The sequence below is a fragment of the Albimonas sp. genome (assembly GCF_055129145.1).
Genome location: NZ_JBSRTQ010000038.1, coordinates 1 through 21,727, shown reverse-complemented (window position 1 = coordinate 21,727; position 21,727 = coordinate 1). Strand labels below are relative to the sequence as shown.

16 protein-coding genes are annotated in these 21,727 nt (G+C 69.8%); 8 read left to right on the top strand and 8 right to left on the bottom strand.

All coding sequences use genetic code 11. The features are described from left to right. Window positions 1-58: 58 nt before the first annotated feature. Entirely contained in the window at window positions 59-2,065 is a 2,007-nt protein-coding gene (locus tag ACTB72_RS08505) for an acetoacetate--CoA ligase (protein WP_463036559.1), read from the bottom strand. Between the two features lie 176 nt (window positions 2,066-2,241). Here ACTB72_RS08505 and ACTB72_RS08500 point away from each other — a divergent pair, with 176 nt between their 5' ends. The 4 genes from ACTB72_RS08500 to ACTB72_RS08485 are packed head-to-tail and all read left to right on the top strand — an operon-like array spanning window position 2,242 to window position 7,149. After that, entirely contained in the window at window positions 2,242-3,372 is a 1,131-nt protein-coding gene (locus ACTB72_RS08500) for an MlaE family lipid ABC transporter permease subunit (RefSeq protein ID WP_463036558.1), read from the top strand. Then, a complete protein-coding gene (locus ACTB72_RS08495; RefSeq protein WP_463036557.1) occupies window positions 3,372-4,178 on the top strand; it encodes an ABC transporter ATP-binding protein in 807 nt (268 codons plus the stop codon). The genes ACTB72_RS08500 and ACTB72_RS08495 overlap by 1 nt, the downstream gene beginning before the upstream one ends. A gap of 35 nt (window positions 4,179-4,213) precedes the next feature. Then, window positions 4,214-6,460 carry an MlaD family protein gene (locus ACTB72_RS08490; RefSeq protein ID WP_463036556.1) on the top strand — a complete coding sequence of 749 codons (2,247 nt, stop codon included), beginning with the start codon at window positions 4,214-4,216 and terminating at the stop codon, window positions 6,458-6,460. Beyond that, window positions 6,457-7,149 (top strand): ABC-type transport auxiliary lipoprotein family protein, encoded by a 693-nt coding sequence (locus ACTB72_RS08485; protein WP_463036555.1) that lies wholly within the window; start codon window positions 6,457-6,459, stop codon window positions 7,147-7,149. Before ACTB72_RS08490 ends, ACTB72_RS08485 begins: the two co-directional genes overlap by 4 nt. On the opposite strand, the gene ACTB72_RS08480 is transcribed toward ACTB72_RS08485, so the two are convergent. Then, complete coding sequence (locus tag ACTB72_RS08480) at window positions 7,115-8,026, bottom strand: alpha/beta fold hydrolase (protein ID WP_463036554.1); 912 nt, start codon at window positions 8,024-8,026, stop codon at window positions 7,115-7,117. The genes ACTB72_RS08485 and ACTB72_RS08480 overlap by 35 nt on opposite strands. 517 nt (window positions 8,027-8,543) lie before the next feature. Here ACTB72_RS08480 and ACTB72_RS08475 point away from each other — a divergent pair. The 3 genes from ACTB72_RS08475 (at window position 8,544) to ACTB72_RS08465 (ending at window position 11,071) form a co-directional block, all read left to right on the top strand. Continuing rightward, window positions 8,544-9,299, top strand: coding sequence for a glucose 1-dehydrogenase (locus tag ACTB72_RS08475; protein ID WP_463036553.1), 756 nt, complete (start codon window positions 8,544-8,546; stop codon window positions 9,297-9,299). A gap of 43 nt (window positions 9,300-9,342) precedes the next feature. Continuing rightward, window positions 9,343-10,404 (top strand): alcohol dehydrogenase, encoded by a 1,062-nt coding sequence (locus ACTB72_RS08470; protein ID WP_463036552.1) that lies wholly within the window; start codon window positions 9,343-9,345, stop codon window positions 10,402-10,404. A 190-nt stretch (window positions 10,405-10,594) separates the two neighbouring features. After that, a complete protein-coding gene (locus tag ACTB72_RS08465) occupies window positions 10,595-11,071 on the top strand; it encodes a hemerythrin domain-containing protein (RefSeq protein WP_463036551.1) in 477 nt (158 codons plus the stop codon). A 167-nt stretch (window positions 11,072-11,238) separates the two neighbouring features. Here ACTB72_RS08465 and ACTB72_RS08460 read toward each other — a convergent pair whose 3' ends face one another. From ACTB72_RS08460 to ACTB72_RS08435, 6 genes are all read right to left on the bottom strand, one after another. Continuing rightward, the gene (locus tag ACTB72_RS08460) at window positions 11,239-13,326 is read right to left on the bottom strand and encodes a dipeptide ABC transporter ATP-binding protein (RefSeq protein ID WP_463036550.1); all 2,088 of its coding nucleotides are present in this window, start codon (window positions 13,324-13,326) and stop codon (window positions 11,239-11,241) included. A 4-nt stretch (window positions 13,327-13,330) separates the two neighbouring features. Beyond that, window positions 13,331-14,482 carry an ABC transporter permease gene (locus ACTB72_RS08455; protein ID WP_463036549.1) on the bottom strand — a complete coding sequence of 384 codons (1,152 nt, stop codon included), beginning with the start codon at window positions 14,480-14,482 and terminating at the stop codon, window positions 13,331-13,333. Between the two features lie 19 nt (window positions 14,483-14,501). After that, the gene (locus ACTB72_RS08450) at window positions 14,502-15,419 is read right to left on the bottom strand and encodes an ABC transporter permease (protein ID WP_463036569.1); all 918 of its coding nucleotides are present in this window, start codon (window positions 15,417-15,419) and stop codon (window positions 14,502-14,504) included. Window positions 15,420-15,566: 147 nt separating this feature from the next. Further along, complete coding sequence (locus ACTB72_RS08445; RefSeq protein WP_463036548.1) at window positions 15,567-17,219, bottom strand: ABC transporter substrate-binding protein; 1,653 nt, start codon at window positions 17,217-17,219, stop codon at window positions 15,567-15,569. Window positions 17,220-17,714: 495 nt separating this feature from the next. Then, window positions 17,715-19,382, bottom strand: a complete 1,668-nt coding sequence (gene ettA / locus ACTB72_RS08440) for an energy-dependent translational throttle protein EttA (RefSeq protein ID WP_463036547.1) — start codon at window positions 19,380-19,382, stop codon at window positions 17,715-17,717. A 215-nt stretch (window positions 19,383-19,597) separates the two neighbouring features. Further along, on the bottom strand, window positions 19,598-20,488 hold the full coding sequence (locus ACTB72_RS08435) for a bifunctional helix-turn-helix transcriptional regulator/GNAT family N-acetyltransferase (RefSeq protein WP_463036546.1): 891 nt from the start codon (window positions 20,486-20,488) through the stop codon (window positions 19,598-19,600). A gap of 214 nt (window positions 20,489-20,702) precedes the next feature. Here ACTB72_RS08435 and ACTB72_RS08430 point away from each other — a divergent pair, with 214 nt between their 5' ends. Then, a complete protein-coding gene (locus ACTB72_RS08430) occupies window positions 20,703-21,317 on the top strand; it encodes a nicotinate-nucleotide adenylyltransferase (RefSeq protein WP_463036545.1) in 615 nt (204 codons plus the stop codon). The last annotated feature ends 410 nt before the right edge of the window (window positions 21,318-21,727 follow it).

Below are 21,727 nucleotides of genomic sequence, written 5' to 3'. Positions count from 1 at the left end.
ACCATGTCGGTGCTCGCCCGGCCCGCGGCAAGGGCGGGCCGGGCGGGGCAAGGCCGCGTCAGCCGGCGGCTTCGGCCCCGGCCCGCGTCGCGGCATAGGCCACGAACGCCTCGAACGCCGCCGGGTTCGCCATGGAATCGCGGTTGGCGGCCTTGTCGGGCGCGGCGCCGAGCAGCAGCTTCTTCACCGGCACCTCCAGCTTCTTGCCCGACAGGGTGCGCGGGATCTCGGGCACCGCCACCACTTCGTCGGGCAGGTAGCGGGCCGAGACCGCCGCCCGGATCGCATCCAGAATCCGTTTGCGCATCGCGTCGTCGAGCGCATGCCCGTCGCGCATCACCACGAAAAGCGGCATGAAGCTCTCGCGCCCCAGCATCTCGAGGTCGACGACGAGGCTGTCCATGACCTCGTCCAGCTCCTCCACCGCGCGGTAGATCTCCGACGAGCCGATCCTGAGCCCGCGGCGGTTGATGGTGGCGTCCGAGCGGCCGTAGATCACCGAGCCCCCCGTCGGCGTGATCCGGATCCAGTCGCCATGGCGCCAGACGCCCGGATAGGTCTCGAAATAGCTTTCGCGCAGGCGCGACCCGTCATCGTCCCCCCAGAACATCAGCGGCATCGAGGGCATTGGCCGGGTGCAGACCAGCTCGCCCACCTGATTGTCGAGCGGCCGCCCGTCCTCGTCCCAGGCCTCGACGCGGGCGCCGAGGAACCGGCACTGCATCTCGCCCTTGCGCACCGGCATCAGGATGCAGCCGCCGACGAAGGCCCCGGCGAAATCGGTGCCGCCCGAGATCGGCACGATCCACACATCCGGCTTCACGTTGGCCTGGATCCAGTCATAGGCCTCCGGCGCCAGCGGCGACCCGGTGGCGCCGACGGAGCGCAGGGCCGACAGGTCCGCGAGATCGCGCGGAACCACCCCGTCCTTCATCGAAGCCGAGAAGAACGCCGCCCCGCAGCCGAGGAAGGTGGTCCCCGTCTCCGCCGCGAACCGCCAGACCTCGCCCATGTCGGGCCGGTTGGGCGCTCCGTCGAAGATCGCCAGCGTGGCGCCCGAGCAGAGCGCGGCCAGCTGACAGTTCCACATGATCCAGCCCGAGGCGGTCAGCCACATGAAGGTGTCGTCGGGCTTCACGTCGTTGTGCAGCGGGAATTTCATCATCTCCAGCAGCGCGCCGCCATGCCCGTGGACGATGGGCTTGGGGTTGCCGGTGGTGCCCGACGAATAGACGATCCAGAGCGGGTGGGAGAACTCCACCGCCTCCGTTTCGGGCGGCCCGTCGCCCCCCGAGATCAGGTCGTCCCAGTCGAGCGCGTGGGCCGGCCATTCCGGGCGCTTCGGCAGCTTCGACACGAGGATGGTGGCGGCGAGGTCGGGCAGCCCCGCCTCGACCTCCGCCGCCAGATCGAGCCGCGGCGTCGCCCTGCCGCCATGCACGTAGCCGTCGGCCGCGATCAGCACCTTGGGGGTGATCTGCCGAAAGCGGTCGAGAATCGCGGTCCGCCCCATGTCGGGCGAGGTCAGCGACCAGGTCGCCCCGACCGAGACCACGGCGAGGAAGGCCACCATCGTCTCCGCCCCGTTCTGCAGGATGGCGCAGACCCGGTCGCCGGGGACCACGCCCAGCCGGCGCAGATGGGCGGCGAGCGCGCCGGCGCGGTCGGCCAGCTCCCCCCAGGACAGCACGCCGGCCGCGGTCTCGGTCCGCCAGCGGATCGCGGGATGGTCGCGGCCATGGGTGTCGAGATGACGCCAGATCTGGTCGGCGTAGTTGAGTCGCGCGCCTTCGAACCAGCGCGCCCCGGGCATCACTTCCCGGTCCAGCACCGGGCCGGTGGGGGGCGTCATCTTCAGGTCCCAGAAGTCGCGGATCGCGGTCCAGAAGCCGGGCAGATCCGTGGTCGACCATTCCCACAGCGCCGGGTAGTCGGCGAAATCGAGGCCCCGCTCGGCCTTCAGCCAGGTCATGAAGCGGGTCATCTCGGCGGCCGCGGCGACTTCGGGCGGCGGAGTCCAGATGATCGGGGCTTGCGGAAATTCCTCTTGCGTGGCGGCGGACATCCGGACGGCTCTCCCTGGCATGCGCCCGCTGGCGGGGCGATCATGGCGGGCAGGATAGGCGGGGCGGCGAGGCGGGGACAAGGGCCGGCCCCGTCCGCCCCGATTTCGGGATGCCATCGCACGCGCCGCAAGCGCCGAGGGTTGCGGATTTCTCCGCTAACGGCGAGGGTTGGCGCATGTGCTCCGCGCCCGCCGGCCTGACCCTTGAAGATGCCCGCGAGGGCGCCGTCCTGCGCTTCGCCGGGCGGCTCGTCGTCGCGGGCCTGGCCCCGCTGGACCGCGCCGCCGCTGCGATCCCGGGCCGCGCCGGGCCGATCAAGATGGATCTTTCGGCGGTCGAGGCGCTCGACACCGCCGGGGCCTGGCTGGTGATCACGCTGCGCGACCGGCTCGCGGGCGAAGGCGCGCAGGTCGAGCTTTCCGGCCTCGACCCCGCCAAGGCCGCGCTGATCGAGACGGTGGAGAAGGCGCTCGCCAAGATCGAGCCGCAGCCGCCCGAGCCGCGCGGCTTCGCGCATTGGGTCGAGGGCGTGGGCCGCGGCGCCGTGGGGACCTTCGCCACCTTCGTCGATCTGCTCGGCTTCTTCGGGATGGTGCTGGCGCGCACCTTCGGGCTGCTGCTGCGGCCCTGGCGGATGCGCGCGGCGCCGCTGGTGCATCACATGCAGGAGGTCGGCTTCAACGCCTTCCCCATCGTGTTCCTGATGGCGTTCCTGATCGGCGTCGTGCTCGGCTTCCAGGGCGCCTCCCAGCTCCAGCAATTCGGGGCGGAGGTGTTCGTGGTGACGCTGATCGCGGTGTCGCTGCTGCGCGAGCTGGGCATCCTGCTGACGGCGATCATCGTGGCGGGACGCTCCGGCTCGGCCTTCGCCGCCTCCATCGGCTCGATGAAGATCCGCGAGGAGATCGACGCCATGCGCACGCTCGGCCTCGATCCCATCGAGGTGCTGGTCGTTCCGCGGCTGCTGGCGCTGCTGATCATGCTGCCGGTTCTGGGCTTCGTCGCCAACATGGCGGGGCTGCTCGGCGGCGGGCTGATGGCCTGGGCGAGCCTGGGCGTGTCGCCGGGCATGTTCGTCACCCGGCTCTACGACACCGTGGGCGTCTGGCATCTGGCCATCGGCATGATCAAGGCGCCGTTCTTCGCGGTGGTCATCGCGGTGGTCGGCTGCTGGCAGGGGATGCTGGTCGGCGGCTCGGCCGAAAGCGTCGGGCAGCGCACCACCTCGGCCGTGGTCATGGCGATCTTCATGGTGATCATCATCGACGCGGTGTTCTCGATCTTCTTCTCGGAGTTGGGCGTGTGATGGACGGATCCCCCGCCCCCGAGGCCGACAAGACCGCCCCCCCCTCGCGCGAGGCCATCATCCGCGTCCGCGGCCTGGTCAACCGCTTCGGGTCCCAGGTGGTGCATGACGGGCTCGACCTCGACGTGATGCGGGGCGAGGTGCTGGGCATCGTCGGCGGGTCGGGCACCGGCAAGTCGGTGCTGCTGCGCACCATCGTCGGGCTGAACCGGCCGGCGGCCGGGAGCATCGAGGTGTTCGGCGAGAATGTGCTGACCGCCTCGGCCGAGGAGCGCACCGAAATCGAAAAGCGCTGGGGCGTGCTGTTTCAGGACGGGGCGCTGTTCTCGTCGCTGACGGTGGGGCAGAACATCATGGCCCCGATGCGCGAGCATCTGAAGCTGCCGCAACGGCTGATGGACGCGCTCGCCGGGCTCAAGGTCACGCTGGTGGGGCTGCCCAGCTTCGCCGGCGCCAAGTTCCCGTCGGAGCTTTCGGGGGGCATGCGCAAGCGCGCCGGCCTCGCCCGCGCGCTGGCGCTGGAACCCGAGATCGTGTTCCTCGACGAGCCGACCGCCGGCCTCGATCCCATCGGCGCCGCGGCCTTCGACGAGCTGATCCGCCAGCTCCAGCAGTCGCTGGGGCTCACGGTCTTCATGGTCACCCACGATCTCGACAGCCTTCACGCCATCTGCGACCGCATCGCGGTGCTGGCCGAAAAGAAGGTGCTGGTGACCGGGACCATGGCCGACATGATGAACGTGGACCATCCTTGGGTCCGCGAATATTTCCACGGACCCAGGGCGCGCGCGGCCCATCTGGGCTGAGCGCGCGCCCGCGGGCGGCTTGAGAGGATACGCGCATGGAGACGCGGGCGAACTACGTCCTGATCGGCGCCTTCACGCTGATCGGCCTGCTCGGAGCGCTGGGGTTCCTGCTCTGGATCGCCAAGGTCGAGGTCGACAGGCAGTACGCCTATTACGATGTGCTGTTCGAGGACGTCTCGGGCCTCGGCGACGCGGCCAACGTGCGCTTCAACGGCCTGCCCGTCGGCCAGGTCACCGGCGTGATGCTGGATCCGAACGATCCCGCCAAGGTGCGGGTGACGCTGGAGGTGGACGCGAGCGTGCCGGTCAAGACCGACACCGAGGCGACGCTGGAAAGCCAGGGCGTCACCGGCGTCTCCTATGTCTCGCTTTCGGGCGGCAGCGCGGCCGCGCCGGCGCTGAGCGCGGGCCCCGGCGACGCGCGTCCGGTGATCCCGTCCAGGCAATCCGCCTTCCAGTCGCTGTTCCAGGGCGCGCCGGAGCTTTTGAACCGGGCGATCGAGCTGATCGAGCAGGTCAACGGCTTCGCCAGCGACGAGAACCAGAAAAGCGTGCAGGAGATCTTCGCCAACGTCGCCGGCGCCTCGGCCAAGCTCGACCTGGTGCTGACCGACGTCTCGGCGATGACCTCGGCGGCGGGGGAGGCGGCGACCCAGCTGCGCCAGTTCTCCGGCCGGCTGGAATCGCTGGTGGGCGCGGCGGAGACGTCGCTGGCGGAGGCCGACAAGACCCTCGCCGCCACCACCGATGCGGTGCGCAAGGCCGAAGGCACGATGGATGCCGCCAACGCCACGCTGGAAACCGCGGGCGCCGCCTTCGCCTCGGCCGACGCCATCCTCAAGGATCAGGCCCCGGCGCTGCTCGCCCGGACCACCGAGGCGGTCAGAAGCGTGCAGGACACCGCCGGCCGGCTGGAGACGCAGGCCAACGCCGCCTTCGCCTCCGCCGACACGCTGATGTCCGCCACCATCCCCCAGACCGCGGAGCGGATGGCGACGGTGGCCGAAGCGCTTCAGGCCACCGCGCTCGAGGTGGGCGGCAAGGCCGGCGCCACGCTCGACCAGTTCGCCCAGGCCGGGGCCGAAGCCACCAAGCGGCTGCAGGAGGCGGAGGTCACCCTCGCCGACCTGCGCCAGTCGATGGCCCGCGCCGATACGCTGATGGCGTCGCTGGAGCAGACCTCCGCTTCCGTCGACGGCTTCGTGAAGGGCGACGCCGCGGCGCTGGCCGTGGAGGCGCGCGGCGCGCTGGAGACGGCGCGCGGGCTGATGTCCCGCGACCTGCCGCCGCTGATCGAGGAGGCGCGCGCCGCAACCGCCAAGGCCGAGGGGCTGATCGATGACGCCCGCGCGGCCACCACCAACGTCTCCGGCCAGGTGACGCGCCTGTCGGACCAGGCCTCGGTGCTGATGACCGAAGCCGGCGCCGGGATGACCGCCGCCCGCGGCACGCTCTCCCGCGCCGACGTCGCGCTTGATCAGGCCACGCAGACCCTCGCCGGCGTCCAGGCCGCCACCGCCGAGATCTCGGCCGTGGTCGTCACCGACGGCGCGGCCCTGGTCGCCGAGGCCCGCGCGGCCATCGCCGAGGCCCGCGGCGCCATCGACGGGGTGAACCGCGTGGTGCGCGACGACGTGCCCGCCATCGTCGCCGACGTGCGCGCCGCCGCCGCCACCGCCAACCAGACGGTCCAGCGCGTGGCGGAGGAGGTCGACGGCATGGTCGGCAAGATCTCCGCCACCGTCGATTCGATGACCGGCGACGGGCTGGGCCTGACCGGCCGGGTCGACGAACTGCTGAAGCGGGCCGAAGTCGCCGTCTCCGGCGCCACCGAGACCTTCGCCGCCGCCAACGTCACCCTGACCTCGATCACCGGCACCATGGCGCGGGCCGACGGGGCGCTGACCGCCGCCGAAACCACCTTCACCGAGGTCAACGGCCTGCTCGAAGGCGACGTGCGCGCCGCCGTCGCCGACCTACGCGACTCCATGGCCACCCTCAACGGGGCGGTGAACGGGGTGACCGGCGATGTGGAGCAGACCTCGGCCCAGATCCGCGAGGCGTCCGCGTCGGCCAATCAGCTGATCGGCACGCTGGACGGGATGCTTCAGGAGAACACCTACGAAGTGAACCAGTTCCTCCGCAACGGCCTGCCGCAGTTCACCCGCTTCGTGGAGGAGGGCCGCCGTCTGGTGGAGAACCTCTCCCGTCTCAGCGCCAAGGTGGAACGCGACCCCGCCCGCTTCCTGCTCGGCACCCAGTCCTCGGAGTTCCGTCGATGATCCGCCCGACCTTCCGCCTCCCCCTCGTCGCGCTCGCCGTCGCCGCGGGCCTTTCGGGCTGCGCCGAGATCGGTCGGCTGACCAGCGTCGCCAGCCCGATCAACCTCTATGCGCTGTCGCCCAAAAGCACGTTCCCCGCGACCATGCCCTCGGTGAACAGCCAGCTGGTGGTGGAGGAGCCGACCGCCGACGCCGCCGTCAACACCGATCGCATCGCGGTCAAGCCGAGCCCGCTGGAGGTGCAGTATTTCCCCTCCGCCCGTTGGGTGGAGCGCGCGCCGCTGGTGGTGCAGCGCCTGATGATCGAGAGCTTCGAGAACAGCGGCGCCCTGACCTCGGTCGGCCGGTCCTCGGTCGGGCTCAGGGCCGATTTCACCCTGCTGAGCGACCTGCGCGAGTTTCAGGCGTTGCTGCCCGAGAACCGCCAGCCGGACCCGGCGGCCGAGCCCAACGACCTGCCGGTCGAGATCCTGGTGCGGATGAACCTGAAGATCGTGAAGGAGCCGGAGGCGCTGATCGTCGCGTCCCGGTCGTTCTCGGCGCGCCGCAAGGCCAGGTCGAACGACATGGGCGACGTGGCCGTCGCCTTCGACGACGCGCTCGGCAGCAGCATGCGCGAGGCGGTGATCTGGACGGTGCAGGAGATCGACCGGGTCAACCGCTCCGGCCGATTCGAACGTCGCTACTGAGCGTGATGCCGGAGGGCGGGCCGGGGCGTTCGGGCGCCGTCGCCGTCTCCGCCCCCGTCTCCGCCGCGATCCGGGCGATGAACTCGGCGGTCTCGCGCGGGGCGGTGATCGGCAGCATGTGTCCGCGGCCGGGCAAGCGCTCGAGCCTCAGCGCGGGCAGCTGGGAGACCAGCCATGCGCCCTGCTCCTCGGGGTCGAGCACCGCGTCGTCGTCGCCGAAGAGCACCCCGCCCGTCGCAGCGATCCGGCGCCAGTCGGCGGAGATCCGGTCGAGATCCGAATTGACCGTCAGATCCGCCGAGGCCGCGACGAACCCCTTGGGCCGCAGCCCCAGCAGGCCGCCGCAGCGCGTCCCGAAATCCGCGGGCGCGGGCTCGGGCGCGAAGAGGGCGTCGAGCGTCCGCTGCGCCGCGCGCAGCGCCAGGGGCACGGCGATGGTATGCGCGATCAGGCGGCGCATCGCCGGGTTGCGCACCGCCAGCCCGGGGAACATCGCCGGCGGCGCGGCAGGCGGCCTGGCCAGCGGCGCGATCAGCGCCAGCCCTGCGACCCGGTCGGGATGGCGCAGCGCCAGCGTCAGCGCCAGCGCGCCGCCCAGCGAATGCCCGACCACCAGCGGGCGTTCGATGTCCTCGCGATCCAGAAACTCCACGATCATCCGGGCCTGGTGGCTGAGATGGGCGAAATCGTCGTTGGCCCGCTCGGACCAGCCGCAGCCGGGCCGGTCGATGGCGATGCAGCGGAAACGGTCCGCAAGCAGGGGGGTCACCCCATAGGTGAAATGGCGCAGCGATCCGCCGAGCCCGTGCAGCAGCAGCACCGGCGGCCCTTCGCCCTCCGCTTCCCAGTGGATCGCGCCGTCGCGAAGCCGGGTCATGGCGCCGGTCCGCGGTACCGCGGCCTCGGCCTGCGCCGCAATCCGACGGGTCCGCCACACCATCAAGCCAATCGCTGAAAAAAAAGCGCCCAAACAGACCAAAAGCACCGGCATCAGGGTCCAACCTCCGTCCTGCAGCCGTTTCGTTCGACGTTCGCCGGCGCACCGGCAAGTCGCGGTCCGGGGGGCGGAATGCCTGGCTCGCGGACGCACCTTTGACCCAAGCCCGTCCCGCGCGCAATGCGCACCTTATCGCGACGCCCCCGGATGTCCACGCAGGCCCTCAAGGATAATTCCGGAGGGCACGACACGTCTTGCGACGACACTGCCCCAAAGCGCCGACTCGCGGAACCGGCGATGTTGCGCTGCGTCATGTTGCGCGGGCTCCCCCCGCGCCGCCGGTGCGTTCCGGCCTCGCAGCCATGCCGGACGCGGCCCGCGGGGCAAGCCGCTTGATCTTCGTCGCGGCGCGCGTCAGGTTCCCAACCACAAGAAACATACGGGGAGGTATGCGATCATGGGAACGGGACGCCTCGAGGGCGCGACCTGCCTGGTGACCGGGGCCGCGCAGGGCTTCGGACTGGGCATCGCGGAGCGCTTCGCGGCCGAGGGCGCGACGGTCGCGCTTCTGGACCTTCAGCTCGACAAGGCCGCCGAGGCGGCGGATGCCATCGGCAAGGGCGCCTTCGCGCTGGACTGCGACGTGTCCGACCCCGGCTCGGTCGCCGAAGCGGTCAGGGCCGCGACCGCGCGCATGGGCTCGGCCGGGATCCTGGTCAACAACGCCGGCTGGTCGCATCGCAACATGCCCGCGCTCGACGTGACCGAGGCCGAATTCGACAAGGTCTTCGCCGTCAACGTCAAGTCGATCTGGAATTTCAGCCAGGCCATCGTGCCCCAGTGGCGCGCCGCGGGCGGGGGGGTGATGCTCAACATCGGCTCCACCGCAGGCATCCGGCCGCGCCCGGGGCTCAGCTGGTACAACGCCACCAAGGGCGCGGTGAACCTCCTGTCCCGCAGCCTGGCGGTGGAGTTCGCGCCCGACAGGATCCGGGTCAACTGCATCGCCCCCGTGGCCGGCGAGACCCCGCTGCTCGCGACTTTCATGGGCGAGGACACGCCCGAGAAACGCGCCGCCTTCACCGCCACCGTGCCGCTCGGCCGGCTGTCGACGCCGCGGGATGTGGCGAACGCAGCCCTTTACCTCTGCTCGGACGAGGCGGATTTCATCACCGGCGTGGTGCTCGAGGTCGACGGCGGCCGCACCATCTGACGCCCCGCGCGTTCAGAAGACATTCCAAAGGGAGGAGACCCGTATGCGCAGCTACGCGCTCGTAGAATTCGGCAAGCCGTTCGAGGCCATCGACCGCGAAGACCCGACCCCCACCGGGACCGAGGTCGTGGTCCGCGTCCGTCGCTCCGGCGTGTGTCACTCGGACGTGCACATCTGGGAAGGGTTCTTCGACTACGGCGACGGCCAGAAGTTCAAGATGGAAGACCGCGGCATGAAGCTGCCGCACACGCTCGGCCACGAGATCCTGGGCGAAGTGGTCGCCGCCGGCCCCGACGCCGTGGACGCGCCGATCGGCAAGACCATGCTGGTGCATCCCTGGATCGGCTGCGGAGAGTGCGCGCCCTGCCTCGAAGGTCGTGAGAATCTCTGCGCCAAGATGGCCGCGCTCGGCGTGGTGCGTCCGGGCGGGTTCGCGACCCATGTGGTGGTGCCGCATCAGAAATTCCTGGTCGATATCGGCGACGTCGATCCCACCATCGCCGCGCCCTACGCCTGTTCGGGCGTCACGGTCTACACGGCGCTCAAGAAGCTGCTGCCGGTTCGCGACGACGAGTGGCTGGCGGTGATGGGCGCGGGCGGGCTGGGGCTCGCGGCGATCTCCATCGCCAAGGCGATGGGCTTCAAGAACGTGATCTCGGTCGACATGGGGCAGGAGAAGCTTTCCGCCGCCGTCGACATGGGCGCCGACCGCACCATCGACGTGCGCGACGAGGGCGAGAACGCCCAGGCCGCGTTGCGCAAGGCGTCCGAGGGCAAGCTGATGGCGGTGCTCGACACCGTGGGGGCCGAGGCGACCTCCGTGCTCGGCTTCAACGGGCTGAGCAAGGCCGGCGCCTATGTGATCGTCGGTCTGCATGGCGGCACGTTCAAGGCGCCGCTGCCCAAGCTGCCGCAGATGGCTCTGACGGTCGCGGGGTCTTATGTGGGCTCGTGCAACGACCTCAAGGAGCTGATGGAACTGGTCAAGGCCGGCAAGGTCAAGTCGGTCCCGATCACCGAGCGGCCGCTGGAGAAGGCCTACGACACCGTCGTCGACCTGCTCGAAGGCAACATCGTGGGCCGTGTGGTGCTGACCACGGATTGATCCGGGCCGCGCCGCCGGAACCGAACCGCCCCCGGGGAGCCCTCCCCGGGGGCGGTTCTCGTTCGGGGGGCGGGGCGCAAGAAATCGCCCAGCCCTCGCCGCATTCGCGCCGCGCCGGCTTCTAGCTGAGGGACATCCGGGCGTTTTCGCCCGCCCCAGACAGCTCGCAGCCATCGAAGGGAGCGCAATCATGACCGACATCTACAAGGTGATCGAAGACGATCACGGCAAGCATCGCGGCCTGCTCGGCGCCATCGCGGAGACGGAAGGCGCCTCGGACGAGCGCAAGCGGCTGTGGGGCCTGTTCTATTACGACGTCAAATCCCACGCCGCGGCGGAGGAGGAGACGTTCTATTCCAAGCTGATGGAAAAGCCCGAAGGCCAGGACGACGCCCGCCATTCCGTCTCCGAGCACAAGGAGATGGACGACGCGATGGAGGAGCTGAACGGCATGGACATGGCCTCGCCGGGCTGGCTTCTGAAGTTCAAGCAGCTCCGCCACGATTACGAGCATCACATGGACGAGGAGGAGGAGGACATTTTCTCAAAGGCCCGAGAGGTGTTCGACGAGCAGGCCGTCGCCCGCTTCGCCAAGGACTTCCGGACCCGCAAGGACGCCGAGCGCAAGCTGGTGGACCAGAAGGCGGCCGAGAGCCTGGAAGACTGAGCCGTCCCACGCGGCCCCGGCGGCGGGAGCCGCGCGCCGGCCGTCCCACCCGTGCCGCCGGCGCGCCCGCGCGGCCCTGAACCGGGGCCGTTCGCGTCGCCGCCGCGGGCGGGGGGCGTCGCGTGCCAAGGGTGGGACGGCCGGCGCGCGGCTCCCCCGTCCGGGGATCAGGCGTCGGTTTCGGCGGGCGCGATCTCGATCACCGGCTCCATGGTCGCCAGAATCTCGTCGGAAAGATGGCATTTGACCTGGTGGCCGGAGGCGAGCGTGCGAAGCTCCGGCATCTCGGTCTCGCACCGGTCCCCCGGCACCGCGGCCTTCCTCGGGCACCGGGTCTGGAACGGACAGCCCGGCGGCGGGTTCACGGCCGAGGGCACGTCCCCCTCCAGCACGATCCGCTTTCGCTTCACCCGCGTGTCGGCCACCGGCGCCGCCGAGAGCAGCGCCTCGGTATAGGGGTGATAGGGCGGGGCGAAGACCTGATCGGTGGTCCCGATCTCCACCACATGGCCCAGATACATCACCATCACCCGGTCGGCGAGGTAACGCACCACGCCCAGGTCATGGCTGATGAACAGCATCGTGGTGCGCCGCTCCCGCTGGATGTCGGTCAAGAGCCCCGCGATCGCCGCCTGCACCGACACGTCGAGCGCCGAGACCGGCTCGTCCGCCACCACCACCCGCGCCTCCCCCGCGAAGGCCCGGGCGATGCCGATGCGCTGCTTCTGCCCGCCCGACAGCTGCCGGGGCCGGCGCGCGGCGAAGGCGCGGGGCAGCTTCACCTCGTCGAGCAGCTCGAACATCCGCGCCTCACGCTCTGCCCGGCTCGCCCCCATCCCGAATTTCTCGAGCGCCCGAATGATCTGCGCGCCCACCGAATGCGAGGGGTTGAGGGTGTCGAACGGGTTCTGGAACACCATCTGGATCGCGCCCAGGGTCCGCTTCGTGCGCTTGTCGACGGGGGTATGGCCCAGGTCCACGCCCTCCAGCATCGCCTTGCCGGAACTCGCGTCCTCCAGCCCCATCAGCACCTTGGCGAGGGTGGACTTGCCGCAGCCGCTTTCGCCGACGATGGCGAGCGTCTCGGCCTCGCGCACCTCGAAGCTGAGCCGCTCGTTGGCCTTCACCACCCGCAGCTCGCCGCCGCCGAAGGCGCCGCCGGCGGGCAGCGCATAGCGCTTGGAGAGTGCGTCGACCTTCAGCACCACCGCGCCCGGCGGGGCCTTGGCGGGCGCTTCCTCCACCACGGGCCCCGCCTTCCAGGCGATCTCGCGCCAGCGCAGGCAGCGGGTTTCGTGGCGGTCGCGGCCGGGGACCTCCTCCATCGGGATCTTGGTCCGGTCGCAGCGCCCGGCTTCGAAATAGTCGCAACGCGGCCCGAAATTGCAGCCCTTGGGGCGCTCATGCGGCAAGGGGAACTGGCCCGGGATCGCGATCAGCGGCCGCGTGGTCTTGTCGGAGCCGGGCAGGGGGATCGAGCGGAAGAGGCCCTGCGTGTAGGGGTGGCGCATATGGTCGAAGACGGTGGCGATCGACCCCGTCTCCACCGCCTCGCCCGAATACATCACGCAGAGCCGGTCGCAGGTGTCGAGCACCAGGCCGAGATTGTGCGAGATGAAGAGCAGCGCCGTGCCGAGCTCCTTCCCCAACCCCTTCACCAGATCGACGATCCCCGCCTCCACCGTCACGTCGAGCGCGGTGGTGGGCTCGTCGAGGATCAGCAGCGAGGGCTTGGACATCAGCGCCATCGCGATCACGATGCGCTGCTGCTGCCCGCCCGAAAGCTGATGCGGATAGGCCTTGGAAATCCGCACCGGGTCGGGCAGCCGCACGGCGGAGATCATGTCGAGCGCCATGCGATTGGCCTGCGCCGCTGTCTTGCCCTCATGGATCATCGGCACTTCCGCGAGCTGCGCGCCCACCCGCATCGCGGGATTCAGCGACGCCATCGGCTCCTGATAGATCATCGCGATCTCGGACCCGCGCAGGCGGCGCAGCTCGCGTTCCGACATCGCGCCCAGATCCCGGCCCTTGAAGCGGATCGAGCCGCCCGTCACCCGCCCGTTGCGCCCCAGGTCCTGCATGACCCCCAGCGCCACGGTGGACTTGCCGCAGCCGGATTCGCCGACCAGCCCCATCGCCTCGCCGGGCTGCACCGTGCAGGAGAAGTTCATCACCGCCGGGATGTCGCCCGCCCGCGTGGCGAAGGAGATGGAGAGGTTCTCGATCTCCAGGATCGGTCCGTCATGCGACATCGCCTCAATCCTTCATCGACTGTTCGCGCAGCCCGTCGGCGAGCAGGTTGAGCCCGAGCACCAGAGAGATCAGCGCCAGCGCCGGGGGCAGGGCGGGATGGGGGTAGATCGAGAGCAGACGCCGCCCCTCGTTGATGGTCATGCCCCAGTCGGGGCTTTCGGAACTCACCCCCAGCCCGAAAAAACCGAGCGTGCCCAGCAGGATGGTGGTGTAGCCGAGCCGCAGGCAGAAATCGACGATCAGCGGGCCGCGGACATTGGGCAGGATCTCCCACAGCATGATGTACCATGGCCCCTCGCCGCGGGTCTGGGCGGCGGCGACGTAATCGCGGCTCTTGATGTCCATGCTGAGGCCGCGGACGATGCGGAACACGGTCGGCGCGTTCACGAACACCACCGACACGAAGATGTTGAGCAGGTTGGGGTCCATCGCGAACACCCCCAGCGGGTCGGCGTCGAAGGCGAGCCCGGCATACATCCACAGCCCCAGAACCAGCGTGGTCCCGATCCAAGGCGCGGCGCGCAGCGGATCCTCGCCGTAGCGCGACCAGAACAGCAGCAGGCAGAACACGATGGGGAAGATGAAGAGCACGGCTGCGAGCGAGGTGGGGATCGCCGTCTCGCGCATCTCGGGCGTCACCAGCAGGTAGAACAGCAGGATGACGGGGAAGGCGAGCACCAGATTGGCGAGGAAGCTGAGCACGGTGTCCGCTGCGCCGCCGAAATACCCCGCCGGCAGGCCCAGCGTGATCCCCACCATGAAGGCGAACAGCGTCGCCGCCGGCGCGATCTGCAGCACGCTGCGCGCGCCGTGCACCATGCGGGAGAACACGTCGCGGGCCAGATGGTCGCCGCCGAGCAGGAACACCCCCCCGTCTTCGCCCAGAAAGGCGCCGGGCTTGATGTTCTTCATGCCGGAATATTGCGCGAGCGGGCCGAACGGGGCGACCGTGTCGGCGAAGATCGCGGCGAAGAGCCAGAACAGCACCAGTCCCAGCCCGATCATCCCCATCGGGCTGTCGAAGAGCCGCCCGTAGAGCCCCAGCCGACGCTTCAGCCCGATCGACAGCGCGAAGATCACCGCGAGCGACGCCCAGACCGGCCAGAACGCGAGCCCCATCCGCGCGAAGATCGCGCCCCATCCCAGCGGTTCCATCAGCCCCTCCCCCGTCGTCTCAGCGCACGCGGATGCGCGGGTTGAGGAACACGTAGCCGATGTCGGAGATCAGCTGCGTCAGCAGCACCACCACCACCGCGACCACCGAACACGACAGCAGCAGTTCGATGTCGTTGTTCGACGCGGCCTCGACCAGCAGCCAGCCGAAGCCCTTGTAGTTGAAGAGCGTCTCCACGATCACCACCCCGGTCAGCAGCCAGGGGAACTGCAGCATGATCACCGTGAACGGCGCGATCAGGGCGTTGCGCAGCGCGTGGCGCATCACGATGCGGGGGAAGCTCACCCCCTTCAGGCGGGCGGTGCGGATATATTGCGCGGTCATCGCCTCTGCCATCGAGGCGCGGGTCATGCGCGCCACATAGCCCATGCCGTAAAGCGCCATGGTGGCGACAGGCAAAGCGAAATTCTCGAAGGTGATGTTCTCCGCGGCGGAGGTGGCCGAGCCCTTCACCCATTTCAGCCCGACGGCCGACGACGCGAAGATCGTCATCAGGATCACGCCCGACACGTATTCCGGCGTGGCGGTCGAGGCGATGGCCACCGTCGACAGCGCCCGGTCGGTGCGCGAGCCTTCCCGCATCCCTGCCAGCACGCCGAGCGCCAGCGCGCAGGGGACCATCACGATCATCACCCAGAACATCAGCTTGGCGGTCAGCCACAGGCGGGGCAGGAGGATGTCGGCCACCGGCTCGCGGAAGCGCGAGGACCGACCCAGATCGCCGGTCGCGGCCCTGACCACCCATTCGCCGTAGCGCTCGATCAGGGGGCGGTCGTAGCCCTCCTTCTCCAGCCAGCTCGTCACCTGCGCGTCGGACATGCGCGAGAAATTCTGCTCCTTGGCCAGTTTCTCGAGGTTCGGCTCCATGTTGGTCAGCACGAACACCACGAAGGTCAGCACCAGCGCGGTCAGCGCCATCAGGCCGAGACGCTTGACGAGAAAGCCGATCAAGGGCGGGTCTCCTGACGGGCGGGGTGCGGACGCGGGCGGTCGGCCCGGCGCGGCGGCGCGGCGAAAACGCGAAGGGGCCGCCCGGGCGGCGGCCCCTTCGCGATCAGATGGGGCTCAGGTCTCGATCGACCACAGATCGTGGTGATGTTCCATGGTCGGATGCATGTCGACGCCCATCACGTTGCGTTTCGAGTGTCGGTAGAGGTTGCGCCAATAGGGCTGGATGATGATCGCGGCGTCCTGCAGCATCCGCTCGATGTCCTCCATCAGCGCCCGCCGCTTGTCGGCGTCGGCGATGGACATGGCTTCGGCGAGCTTCGCGTCGAAGTCGGGGTTGGACCAGGCGGCCTCGTTCCACGCCTCGCCGGAGCGGTAGGCCAGCGCCAGCACCTGCACGCCGAGCGGCCGCATGTTCCAGTCGGTGGAGCTGAACGGGTAGGTGGTCCAGCCGTTCCAGAAGGTCGAGCCGGGCAGGATGGTCCGCTTCACCTTGATGCCGGCGTCGCGCAGCTGGGCGGCGATGGCGTCGGTGGTGGCCCGGCGCCAGTCGTCGTCGATCGAGATCAGCTCATGCTCGAAATCCGCCATCCCGGCCTCGGTCATCAGGGCCATGGCGGCTTCGGGGTCGCGGGTCTTTTTGGGCAGCGGGAAATATTCCGGATGCATCGGGCCGACATGGTGGTTCTCGGCCACCTGGCCCTGGCCGGCATAGCCCAGCTCCAGCACCACGTCGTTGTCGACCGCCATGAGGATCGCCTGACGGACCCGGGCGTCGGCATAGGGCTTTCGGCCATCCACCTCCGCCTCGACATTCATCCGGGTCACCATAGTGGAGCCGGTCACCGTCTCCCATTTCTTCAGGTCGAGGCTGTCGAAGATCTCGATGAACTCGCCGTTCGACCAGTAGCTCATGTCGACTTCGTCGGCCTCGAAGGCCGCGACCAGGGCCGAGGGATCGGTCCCGTAGTCGATGTATTCGATGGCGTCGAGCGGCACGTCGCCCCCCCACCATTCGCCCCGCTTGGTCAGCGTCGCGCCTACGCCCACCTCCATGCGGTCGATCATGTAGGGGCCGGTGCCGATCCTGGAGGTCAGGAAATCCGCCCCGGTCTCGTCGAAGCTCGGGTGCACCAGCAGGGCGGGATAGTCGCAGAAGCTGGGCACGATGGTGATGTCGGCGGTCAGCAGATTGAGCCGGACGGTGTGGTCGTCGATCTTCTCGATCACGCCGTCGGCCGCGGTCCCGGCCTCGGCGTCGATCAGGGCCGCCATGCGCGAGGCCATGGAATTCGCCTCCGCCTTCGCGTCGCACCAGCGGCGGAGGTTGTAGATCACGTCATCGGCGCCGAAGGCGTCGCCGTTCGACCATTTCACGCCCTGGCGGACACGGAGCGTGTAGGTCCTGGCGTCGTCCGAGACCTCCCAGCTTTCCAGCAGCCAGGGCTCGAAGGTGAAGTCCTTGGTGTAGCGGACGAGGGATTCGATGAGGCCGCGCGCGACGTTGCCCATTTCGGAGCCGTCGAAGGATCGCGGGTCCTTCACCGGCTTCATCTCCATCTGCACCCGCAGCGTGCCGCCGGTCGCGCCGGCCGCAAGGGCCTTCGGGGCGGCGAGGCCGAGCATCCCGTAGGCCGCGGCCGAGGTCGCGCCGAGCGCGGTGGCGAGCGCCAGGAACTCGCGCCGGGGGAGCGCTCCGGCGCGCGCTTCGGCGGCGTAGGTTTCGACGGCGGGGTGCAGGGGCCGGCCGTTGATCGTCTCGCGGCTCATCTCGGGTCTCTCCTGTTGGGCGCCGGCCGCGCCGGGGCGGGCGGTCTTGGTCGGGATCGGGCGCTTGCGGCGTCGGGATCGGGCGCTTGCGGCCCGGAGCGACGCGGGGACACGGGAGGCCCTCCGGGCCGACAGGTAGCCCGCGTGACCGCGAGGCAAAGGGCGCGCCGTCGGGCATGGGTCGGCGCGTGGCGAGTATACGACTGTTTGTGAACAGTTTGCGACATGCGGCCGCGAAACGCCAGTCTTTGGCGCGCGGGGCGGGCTGGCATCCGGCGAAACGCGCGGAGGGTGGTCAGGTTCGCATTCCCAAGCGGCGATGGTCAACCTTGCGGGGCGCGCCCGCGCGGGACCCTTCGCGACGGCTTCCGGCGCGCCTGGCGGCCGGCACGCGCGCGATGGGGGGCGGAACGAAAACGCCCGCCGCCGGGATGACCGGGCGGCGGGCGCGAGGGCCGTGTCGCGGCGCCGGGCGGCAAGGCCGCCCCGCCCCGATCAGCGCGAGAACTTCTTGTACTTGATCCGCTTCGGCTCGACCGAATCCGGGCCGAGGCGACGGATCTTGTCCTTCTCGTAGTCCTCGAAATTGCCCTCGAACCACTCCACATGGCTGTCGCCCTCGAAGGCCAGCATGTGGGTGCAGATGCGGTTCAGGAACCAGCGGTCATGCGAGATCACCACCGCGCAGCCGGCGAATTCCAGGATCGCATCCTCGAGCGCGCGCAGCGTCTCCACGTCGAGGTCGTTGGTCGGCTCGTCGAGCAGCAGCACGTTGCCGCCCGAGCGCAGCAGCTTGGCCATGTGAACCCGGTTGCGCTCGCCGCCCGACAGCAGCGACACCTTCTTCTGCTGGTCCGAGCCCTTGAAGTTGAACGCGCCCACATAGTTGCGCGACGGCATCTCGGCGTCGCCCAGCTTGATGATGTCGAGCCCGTCCGAGATCTCGTCCCAGACGTTCTTCGCCGGATCCAGCGCGTCGCGGGACTGGTCGACGTAAGACAGCTTCACCGTGTCGCCGAAGGTGACTTCGCCGGTGTCCGGCGTCTCCTGCCCGGTCAGCATCCGGAAGAGCGTGGACTTGCCGGCGCCGTTGGGCCCGATCACGCCGACGATGCCGCCCGGGGGCAGGCTGAAGCTCAGTCCGTCGATCAGCAGGTTGTCGCCGTAGCCCTTGGAGATGTTGTCCACCTCGATCACCTTCGAGCCCAGACGCGGGCCGTTGGGGATCAGGATCTGGGCCGAGCCCATGCGCTCGCGCTCCGACCGGTTGGCGAGTTCGTTGTAGGCCGACATGCGGGCCTTGGACTTGGCCTGACGGGCCTTGGGCGACTGGCGGACCCATTCCAGCTCGCGGCTGAGCTCGCGCTGGCGGGACTTGTCCTCGCGCGATTCCTGCTCGAGCCGCTTGGCCTTCTGCTCCAGCCAGCTCGAATAGTTGCCCTCGTAGGGCATGCCGCGGCCGCGATCGATCTCGAGGATCCAGGATGTGATGTCGTCGAGGAAGTAGCGGTCATGGGTCACGATCAGGATCGTGCCCTTGTATTCTATCAGGTGCTTCTGAAGCCAGGAGATGGTCTCGGCGTCCAGGTGGTTGGTGGGCTCGTCGAGCAGCAGCATGTCGGGCGCTTCGAGCAGCAGCTTGCACAGCGCGACCCGGCGCTTCTCGCCGCCGGACAGGGCCGCCACATTGGCGTCGTCGGGGGGGCAGCGCAGGGCTTCCAGCGCGATGTCGACCTGGCTGTCGAGATCCCACAGGTTCTGCGCGTCGATCTGATCCTGGAGGGTGGTCATCTCCTCCATCAGTTCGTCCGAATAGTCCTCGCCGACCTGCATCGCCACTTCGTTGTAGCGCGCCAGCAGGGCGGTCTTCTCGGCGACGCCGTCCATGACGTTCTCACGCACCGAGCGGGTCTCGTCGAGCTTCGGCTCCTGGGGCAGGTAGCCCACGCGGGCGCCCTTGGCGGCCCAGGCTTCGCCCTGGAAGTCCTTGTCGATGCCGGCCATGATGCGCATCAGCGTCGACTTGCCGGAGCCGTTGACGCCGACGACGCCGATCTTCACGCCGGGCAGGAAGTTGAGATTGATGTTCTCGAAGCACTTCTTGCCGCCCGGATAGGCCTTGGAGACGCCGTCCATGTGATAGACGTACTGGTAGGAGGCCATGGTCCTCGATCCTCTCGCAGCCTTCGGGGTTGCGCGGGTTTCTACCGGCGGCGGGGGTGCGGTGCAATGGCGTCGCGCGCCGGTTTCGCGGCTTCGGGGCCCTGTAATGACGCAGGGGGCGGGAAACGGGGCCGAAAGCGCCCCGGCCGGGCTGCCGCGGCGGCGCGCCGGCGCGGCGCGCGGGCCGTCGGGGCCGCGGCTTTGCTCGGCCGGGGCTAGAGCGGCTTCTCGAAAAACAGCTCCGCATAGGGGTTGTCGTTATAGCGCTCGATCTCCCGCCAGCCGAGCCGCCGATAGAGCCCCGCCGCCTCGGTCAACGTCCCGTTGGTGTCGAGCCTGAGCCGCGCCATCCCCAAGCCCCGCGCCTCCGCCTCCAGCGCCGCCATGATCCGCACCGACAGGCCGAGCCCGCGGGCGGCGGGCGCGATCCACAGCCGCTTGATCTCGCCGGTGGGGATGTCGGGGTCGGGCAGGGGGGCGAGCCCGCCGCAGGCGACGGAAGCGCCGTCGAAGTCCGCCAGGACGAAGGCGCCGCGCGGGGGCCGCATCGTCGCGGCCTCCGGATCGCCGGACCGGCCCGCGTCGAACCCCGTGGCGAAACGTCGGTTCAACTCCGCGCAATAGGCGTTCAGGCAGGCCCGCGCCTCGTCGCTCTCCGGGTCGGCGATGCGCAGCGCGATCCGCTCCCGCCCCAGCGCGCAGGCGATGCGGTCCATGGCGGCCAGCAGCTCCGGCGCCGCCCGCCCGAAGCCCTGCAACGCGGCGCCGGCATGGGCGTCCGACAGGCGCTCATAGGCCCGCTGCTCGGCCCGGCCCTTCGGGGTCGGGCGGGCGATGCGGCGACGGCCGTCCTCGGGGTGGCGCGCGGTCTCGACCAGCCCCTCCGCCTCCAGCCCCCGCAGCAGGCGCGAGGCGAGCCCCGAATCGAGCCCCAGCTTCTCCCGCGCCGTGCCCACTTCGCTTCCCTCGGGTCCCAGCGCGTGCAGCATCCGCGCCGCCCCCAGCGGCCGCCCGCGCCCAAGGAACGAGGCGTCGAGCGCCCCGGTCGCCGTGGTGACGGCTCGATTGAAGCGGCGGATCCGCGCGATCGCGTCGGATTGGGTCATGGTCCGGGATCCTTTCGGCGCATGTCTTCTGATTTCAGTCAGGGTTTTCATCTGACTTAGGTCAGAAAAATCCCGCCCGCAAGCCCCCGCCGCCCCCCTTCCCCCGCCGTCCCGGGTCGCCCTTGATTGACACCACGCCGCCCGCTGGCGACAAAACCCCCGGAGCGTCGCGACATCCGCAGCCATCGGCGCCAGGGGGAGGGAGATCGGCGGCGTGTTCCAGGGTTTTCCCAGGGCGGCGCCGGGACAGAGGGTGGGGCTGCTCGGCGGCTCCTTCGATCCTCCGCATCCCGGTCATGTCCACATCACGCGCCAGGCGCTCGCCCGCTTCGGGCTCGACCGGGTCTGGTGGCTGGTCTCGCCGGGCAATCCGCTGAAAAAACGCGGGCCGGCGGAGCTCGCGCTGCGCATGAGGGCCTGCCAGGCGATCATGCGGCATCCGCAGGTCGAGATCACCGACATCGAGGCCCGTCTCGGCGCCCGCTACACCGCCCGCACCCTGCGCCTGCTGCGCGCCCGCTATCCCGGGGTGCGCTTCGTCTGGCTGATGGGGGCGGACAACCTCGCGAGCTTCCACCGCTGGGATCGCTGGGCCGAGATCGCGCGGACCATCCCCATCGGCGTGCTCGGCCGCCCCGGCGCCCAGCTGCACGCCGGCCTCTCGCCCATGGCGCAGCGCTTCGCCGCGTTCCGGCTGCCGGAGGCCGAGGCCCGCGGGCTCGCGATGCGCGCCGCCCCCGCCTGGGCGCTGACCGGGGGGGCGATGTCGGATCATTCCTCCACCCGCATCCGGGCGTCGGGAGGCTGGCCGGTGTTCACGCCGTCTTAACCTCGCGTCGGAAATACTTGATCCGAAAACGAAAAGAGATGGTTGAGCGCGCGACCCGCTTCAGGCACAATCCGGCCCCGAGCAGAGACGAAACATTTCCCCGCCATCCCCACGCAGATGAGGAAAGGGGCGCGCCCCGATCATGTCGCACCTAGCCCTAGCCCTCCGCGCTTTCGCGCGCCGGGTCACCTCCGCCATATCCGCCCCCGACGCCTCCGCGCCGGTCGGACTCGCGCACGCCGTTTCGACCTGCGCCGCTTCGGCGCGCTCCGATTCGTTCAGGCGTCCCGGTTCGTCCGCAGGGTCCGGGGCGCCGCGCCGCGTCGCTTCCGCGCTGATGTCGCTCGCCCTCGCGCTGGCCCCCGCCGCCGGCGGCGTCGCGCTGGTCCTCGCCCCCGCCGCGGCGCGGG